General features: G+C 74.1%; 5 protein-coding genes and 1 pseudogene. 5 read left to right on the top strand and 1 reads right to left on the bottom strand.

Annotated elements, in window-relative coordinates; translation table 11 throughout:
• Positions 1–73 precede the first annotated feature (73 nt).
• The 5 genes and pseudogenes from OFY01_RS30610 to OFY01_RS30590 all read left to right on the top strand — a co-directional run.
• A pseudogene (locus OFY01_RS30610) lies at positions 74–619 on the top strand (glutamyl-tRNA reductase); the annotation flags it as partial.
• 8 nt (positions 620–627) lie between these two features.
• Complete coding sequence (hemC, locus tag OFY01_RS30605; RefSeq protein WP_266605462.1) at positions 628–1,587, top strand: hydroxymethylbilane synthase; 960 nt, start codon at positions 628–630, stop codon at positions 1,585–1,587.
• The gene (locus OFY01_RS30600) at positions 1,584–3,281 is read left to right on the top strand and encodes a bifunctional uroporphyrinogen-III C-methyltransferase/uroporphyrinogen-III synthase (RefSeq protein WP_266605456.1); all 1,698 of its coding nucleotides are present in this window, start codon (positions 1,584–1,586) and stop codon (positions 3,279–3,281) included. Before hemC ends, OFY01_RS30600 begins: the two co-directional genes overlap by 4 nt.
• A 223-nt stretch (positions 3,282–3,504) precedes the next feature.
• Positions 3,505–4,497 (top strand): porphobilinogen synthase, encoded by a 993-nt coding sequence (gene hemB, locus OFY01_RS30595; RefSeq protein ID WP_266605454.1) that lies wholly within the window; start codon positions 3,505–3,507, stop codon positions 4,495–4,497.
• A 26-nt stretch (positions 4,498–4,523) separates the two neighbouring features.
• Positions 4,524–5,729: a winged helix DNA-binding domain-containing protein gene (locus OFY01_RS30590; RefSeq protein ID WP_266605452.1), complete on the top strand. Its 1,206-nt coding sequence runs from the start codon at positions 4,524–4,526 to the stop codon at positions 5,727–5,729.
• Positions 5,730–5,767: 38 nt separating this feature from the next.
• Here OFY01_RS30590 and OFY01_RS30585 read toward each other — a convergent pair whose 3' ends face one another.
• Positions 5,768–6,337 carry a hypothetical protein gene (locus OFY01_RS30585; protein WP_266605450.1) on the bottom strand — a complete coding sequence of 190 codons (570 nt, stop codon included), beginning with the start codon at positions 6,335–6,337 and terminating at the stop codon, positions 5,768–5,770.
• Positions 6,338–6,423: the final 86 nt, after the last annotated feature.

Here is a 6,423-nt window from a genome sequence, read left to right as displayed (position 1 = left end):
CCTCCTCGGGCCAGCCGCGGTCCCGGCCCGCGCGCCGTGACGCGGCCGTCACCTCCCAACCGTCCGCCGCGAGCGCGCCCCCGAGCCGGTACGGCCCGTCGCCCTGGCCCTGCTCGACCTGGCGATGCCGCGCGACATCGACGCCGCCGCGCACCGCGTCGACGGGGTCCGCCTCGTCGACATCGAATCGCTCGCCGACGCCTCGGCCGACGCACCGATGGCCGCGGACGTGGACCAGGTACGCGCGATCGTGACCGAGGAGGTCGCCGCGTTCGGCGCCGCCCAGCGGGCCGCGCACATCACGCCGACCGTGGTCGCGCTGCGCACCATGGCCGCGGACGTCGTGTCGAGCGAGATCACCCGCCTCGACGGCCGCCTGCCCGACCTGGACGACAAGCAGCGCGCGGAGATCACCCAGACCGTGCGGCGCGTGGTGGACAAGCTGCTGCACGCGCCGACCGTACGGGTCAAGCAGCTGGCCGCCGAGCCCGGCGGCGCCGGGTACGCGGACGCGCTGCGCACCCTGTTCGACCTGGACCCGGAGACGGTCGCCTCCGTCTCGCGGGCCACCCCCGAAGACCGCGAGGCAGCGGCAGGCAAGAATCGAGGCCCGGCATGACCACCGGCGTGACCGCGAAAGCACTGAGGCTGGGAACCCGCCGCAGCAAGTTGGCGATGGCCCAGTCCGGGCATGTCGCGGAGGCTGTGCGCCAGGTGACCGGCCGCGAGGTGGAGCTCGTGGAGATCACCACGTACGGCGACACCTCCCGCGAGCACCTGGCGCAGATCGGCGGCACCGGCGTCTTCGTCACGGCGCTGCGCGACGCCCTCCTGAGCGGCGAGGTCGACTTCGCCGTGCACTCGCTCAAGGACCTGCCCACCGCGCAGCCCGAGGGCCTGACCGTCGCCGCGATCCCGGTCCGCGAGGACCCGCGCGACGCGCTGGTCGCCCGCGACGGCCTGGCCTTCACCGAGCTTCCCGACGGCGCGCGCGTGGGCACGGGCTCGCCGCGCCGCATGGCGCAGCTGAACGCGTACGCACGCGCGCACGGCCTGCGCATCGAGACCGTGCCGATCCGCGGCAACATCGACACCCGGATCGGATACGTGGAGAAGGGCGAGCTGGACGCGGTGGTTCTCGCGGCAGCCGGCCTGAACCGCATCGGGCGCGGTGCGGAGGTCACCGACCTCCTCGCGCCCGACGTCGTCCTGCCCGCCCCCGGCCAGGGGGCTCTGGCAGTCGAGTGCACCGCGACCGATGGTGCGCTCACCGCCGCGCTCGCCGAGCTCGACGACCCGTTCACGCGGGCCGCCGTGACGGCCGAGCGAACCCTGCTCGCCGCCCTGGAGGCCGGTTGCAGCGCACCTGTGGGCGCGTTGGCCGACCTTCTGGCCGACGGGCAGATTGTCAAGGAAATGCGCCTGCGCGGCGTCGTCGGCACCACCGACGGCTCGACGCTGGTGCAGCTGTCCACCACCGGTCCCGTGCCCTCGTCCGAGGACCAGGCACTGGCGCTCGGGCGGGAACTCGCCGCCGAGATGCTGGCCAAGGGCGCGGCCGGTCTGATGGGGGAGCGAGCACTTTGAGCCCCACCACCGCTGAAACGACCGCCTGCACACCTGGGCACGTCACCTTCCTGGGTGCCGGGCCCGGGGACCCGGGACTGCTGACCCTACGGGCCGTGGAGGCCCTGGCCCGAGCGGATGTGCTGATCGCCGAGCCCGAAGTGCTCGACGTCGTGCGCACGCACGCCAGGACCGGCGTCTCGGTCCTGGACGCGTCCGGGCGGACGGCCGCCACGGGGAGCGCGGGCAGCACGACAGGTGCTGACGAGGCGTCAACCGCCGTCACGGTCCCGGCTCTGGGGGACTGGTCCAATCTTGTCATGGAGGCCGCGCGCAGCGGCAAGCGGGTCGTCCGTGCGGTCTCCGGCGACCCCGGCCTCGACGCGTACGCCGCCGAGGAGATGCTGGCCTGCGCCGCCGAGGGCGTCGTCTTCGAGGTGGTGCCCGGCGTCGCCGCGGCCGTCGGCGTGCCCGCCTACGCGGGTGTGCCGCTGCGGGACGCGGAGGGCGCGGACGTCCGGTTCGTGGACGCCCGTACGGCCTCCGAGCGCTGCTGGTCCGAGGTGGGCGCCTCCGACGGCACGGTCGTCGTGTCGACCACGCTCGACGCCGTCGCGGCGGCCGCGGGCGAGCTGGTCGCGGCGGGCCGCAAGCCGGACACCCCGCTGTCGGTGACGGTGGCCGGTACGACGACACGCCAGAAGACCTGGACGGCGACGCTCGGCACCATCGCCCAGACGTTCAAGCAGGCCAAGGTGCTGCCCTCCCCGGAAGGCCACCGCCCGGCGATAGCCGTGGTCGGCGAGCGCAGCGCCCCCGCCCAGCGCGACCAGCTGGCCTGGTTCGAGTCCAAGCCGCTGTTCGGCTGGAAGGTCCTCGTGCCGCGCACGAAGGAACAGGCGGCCTCGCTCTCCGACCAGCTCAGGTCCTACGGCGCGGTGCCGCACGAGGTCCCGACGATCGCGGTCGAGCCGCCGCGCACGCCGCAGCAGATGGAGCGCGCGGTGAAGGGCCTGGTGACGGGCCGCTACGAGTGGATCGCGTTCACGTCCGTCAACGCGGTGAAGGCCGTCCGGGAGAAGTTCGAGGAGTACGGCCTTGACGCGCGCGCCTTCGCGGGCATCAAGGTCGCGGCGGTGGGCGAGCAGACGGCGAACGCGCTGATCGCGTTCGGCGTGAAGCCCGACCTGGTGCCGAGCGGTGAGCAGAGCGCGGCGGGCCTCCTTGAGGACTGGCCGCCGTACGACCCGGTCTTCGACCCGATCGACCGGGTGTTCCTGCCGCGCGCGGACATCGCCACGGAGACGCTGGTGGCGGGACTCATCGACCTCGGCTGGGAGGTCGACGACGTCACGGCCTACCGGACCGTGCGGGCGTCGCCGCCGCCGGCGGAGACGCGCGAGGCGATCAAGGGCGGCGGCTTCGACGCGGTGCTCTTCACGTCGTCGTCGACGGTCCGCAACCTGGTCGGCATCGCGGGCAAGCCGCACAACGTCACGGTGATCGCCTGCATCGGCCCGGCCACGGCCAAGACGGCCGAGGAGCACGGCCTGCGGGTCGACGTCATGGCTCCGGAGCCGTCGGTGCACAAGCTGGCGGCGGCGCTGGCCGACTTCGGCGCCAAGCGCCGGGCCGCCGCGGTCGAGGCCGGTGACCCGGTGCTGCGGCCGAGCGAGCGGCGGCCGGGGTCGCGGAGGCGGCGGGCGGCGCCGTAGCCGTCACGGAGTGGGCGCCCCCCCGTGTCGTCGCGCGGCACCGGGGGCTGTGCCCATCCTTGCCTGTCCCCGACCGCCGAAGGGGCGTGGGAACTCCAGGCGGGGCGACCGCCCCCGGTGGGGCGGGCTGTCCCGCGGGGTCGCGCGGGGCCCGCGGCAGTGCCGGTCGGCGCCGACTCGGCGTCGGCAAAGGCAGGGCGGGGCCGGGCGTAGCGTAGGTGCCATGACGAAGTACGGATCCTTCCCCGGTACGCGGCCGCGCCGGTTGCGTACGACCCCTGTCATGCGGCGGATGGTCGCCGAGACGCGTCTGCACCCGGCCGACTTCATCCTTCCCGCGTTCGTGCGCGAGGGCGTGAGCGAACCGGTACCGATCGAGGCGATGCCCGGGGTCGTGCAGCACACCCGGGACAGCCTCAAGAAGGCGGCCGTCGAGGCGCTGGAGGCCGGTGTCTCGGGGATCATGCTCTTCGGCGTGCCGGAGGAGTCGAAGAAGGACGCGGCCGGGACGCCCGGCACCGACCCGGACGGGATCCTCCAGGTGGCGATCCGCGACGTACGGGCCGAGGTCGGCGACGACCTTCTCGTCATGTCCGACCTGTGTCTCGACGAGACGACCGACCACGGGCACTGCGGTGTGCTCGACGCCGAGGGCCGCGTCGACAACGACGCCACCCTGGAGCGGTACGCCGAGATGGCGCAGGTCCAGGCCGACGCGGGGGCGCACGTCGTCGGCCCGTCCGGGATGATGGACGGTCAGATCGGCGTGATCCGGGACGCGTTGGACCAGATCGGGCGTGAGGACGTGGCGGTCCTCGCTTACACGGCCAAGTACGCGTCCGCCTTCTACGGCCCGTTCCGCGAGGCCGTCGGCTCGTCGCTGAAGGGCGACCGGAAGACGTATCAGCAGGACCCGGCCAACGTACGGGAGTCCCTGCGGGAGCTGGCGCTCGACCTGGAGGAGGGCGCCGACATGGTGATGGTCAAGCCGGCCGGTCCCTACCTCGACGTCCTGGCGCGGGTCGCGCAGGAGTCCGACGTGCCGGTGGCGGCGTACCAGATCAGCGGCGAGTACGCGATGATCGAGGCGGCGGCGCAGCGCGGCTGGATCGACCGGGACGCCGCGATCATGGAGGCGCTGACCGGGATCAGGCGGGCGGGCGCGAACCTGATCCTCACGTACTGGGCGACGGAGGTCGCGCGCAAGCTGCGCTGAGCCGGTCGCGCCGGGAGAATCCCGGTATGACGACGACGATCACGGAGCGCGCCCTCAACCGCTCCACGCTCGCCCGGCAACTGCTGCTTGAGCGTGAGCCGTTGGGGGTCGAGGACGCGGTACGGCGGGTTGTTGCGCTACAGGCGCAGCAGCCCGCCTCGCCGTATCTGGCGCTGTGGAACCGGCTGTCCGGCTTCGACGCGGCGGACCTGGACGCGGCGCTCGCCGGCTACCGGGTGGTGAAGTCGACGTTGATGCGGATCACGCTGCACGCGGTGCACGCCGACGACTACCGGGCGCTGCGGGAGGCGGTGGAGCCGACGGTGCGCGGCGCGCGCCTGGGGGACCCGCGTTTCAGGAGGTCGGGCCTGACGGCCCAGGACGCGGACGAGCTGCTGCCCGAGCTGCTGGCGCGGGCATCGGCAGGGCCGGAAGGGCCCTGTACGTCGGCGGAGTTGGGCGAGTGGCTCGCGGAGCGCGTGGCGGGGCTGCTGTCGGAGCGGGGCGGCGTGGCGGGGAAGCTGGAACCGGCGGCGTGGCGGATGCTGCGCCAGTACGCGCCGCTGTGGCATGCCCCGGTGGGCGGCCCGTGGTCGTTCGTGGAGAACCGGCACGCGTTCGTGGCGGCGGGCGGGGGCGTACCGGTGCCGGCGGACGCGGAGAGGTCGGCGGCGTCCTTGAAGGTGCTGGTCCGCCGCTATCTGGAGGGTTTCGGCCCGGCGTCGGTGGCGGACGTGGCCCAGTTCGCGCTCGTGCAGAAGGGGCGGGTGCGGGCGGCGCTCGCCGAACTGGCCGATGAGGTGGAGCAGTTCGCGGGCCCGAGGGGCGCGGTCCTGTACGACGTGCCCGGCGGCGCGCGCCCGGACGGGGACGCACCCGCCCCGCCCCGTCTCATGGCGATGTGGGACAGCGTCCTGCTCGCGTACGCCGACCGCGGCCGCGTCCTGCCGCCCGAGTACCGCAAGCACGTGACCCGGGTGAACGGGGACGTGCTGCCGACGCTCCTGGTGGACGGTCACGTGGCCGGGGTGTGGCGGATGGCGCGGGACGGGACCGGCGTCGAGGCGGCGGCTTTCCGCCCGCTGGCGGCGTCGCAGTGGGCGGGCCTGGAGGCGGAGGCGGGGGCGCTGACGGCGTTCGTACGGGACCGTGAGCCGCGCGTGTACGGCCGTTACGACCACTGGTGGGCGAAGGGCCTGCCGGTGGTGGAGCGCCGCGTGCTGGCGGGCTAGGTGTATTGCCCCGTGAGGTTCGGAACGCGGCCGGCAGGTCAGCGCCAGGCGCGTCGCCGCACGGTATACACGACGCCGCTGACGGTCGCGCCCGCCATGAGCAGCCCGCCCAGGCCCAGCTGGACGGCGTCGCCGACGGTCGTCCGGTCGTGGTCGGGGCCGACGCCCGCCTGCACGCCCTTGGGGAGCGTCCCGGCGGGGCGGTGGTCGTCGGGCCGCCGCCTGCCGCCGTCGCCGTCCGCCCTCACCTTCATGTCGTACGTGGACGTGCCCCCGTCACCGCAGGTGACGGTGACCGTGGCGGTGCCGGTGACCGCGGTCTTCCGGATGTCGGCGGTGCCCGTGTAGATGCCCGCTGAACCGGTGGACAGCTCGACCTTCTCCGCGAACGCGCTGGAGGTGGCGGTCGCCGACCGGGCGGTGCAGCCGCCCGACACGGAGACGGTGACCGAGGAGCCGGGCACGGCGGGATCGGGCGTGACGGAGAAGGACGGCTGCTGCTCGCCGAGCGGCGGATCGTCGGGCGGCTGCCCGTCCGCGTGTGCGGGGCCCGTGAGGGCGAGGGCCGCGAGGGTGGCCGCGGCGGCGGCGAGAGCGGGGCGGCGCATCGGCTGGCTCCGTTTCCTTGGGGGTGCCTCCGGTACCTCCATGGAAAGCGGAGAGGGGCGGGAGGGGCGCGCGTTGCTAGCCCGAT

The sequence above is a fragment of the Streptomyces beihaiensis genome, assembly GCF_026274175.1.
In the GTDB taxonomy this organism is placed as follows: domain Bacteria; phylum Actinomycetota; class Actinomycetes; order Streptomycetales; family Streptomycetaceae; genus Streptomyces; species Streptomyces beihaiensis.
Note: the sequence above shows the minus strand (reverse complement) of the source record. Positions and strands in the feature narration are given on the sequence as shown.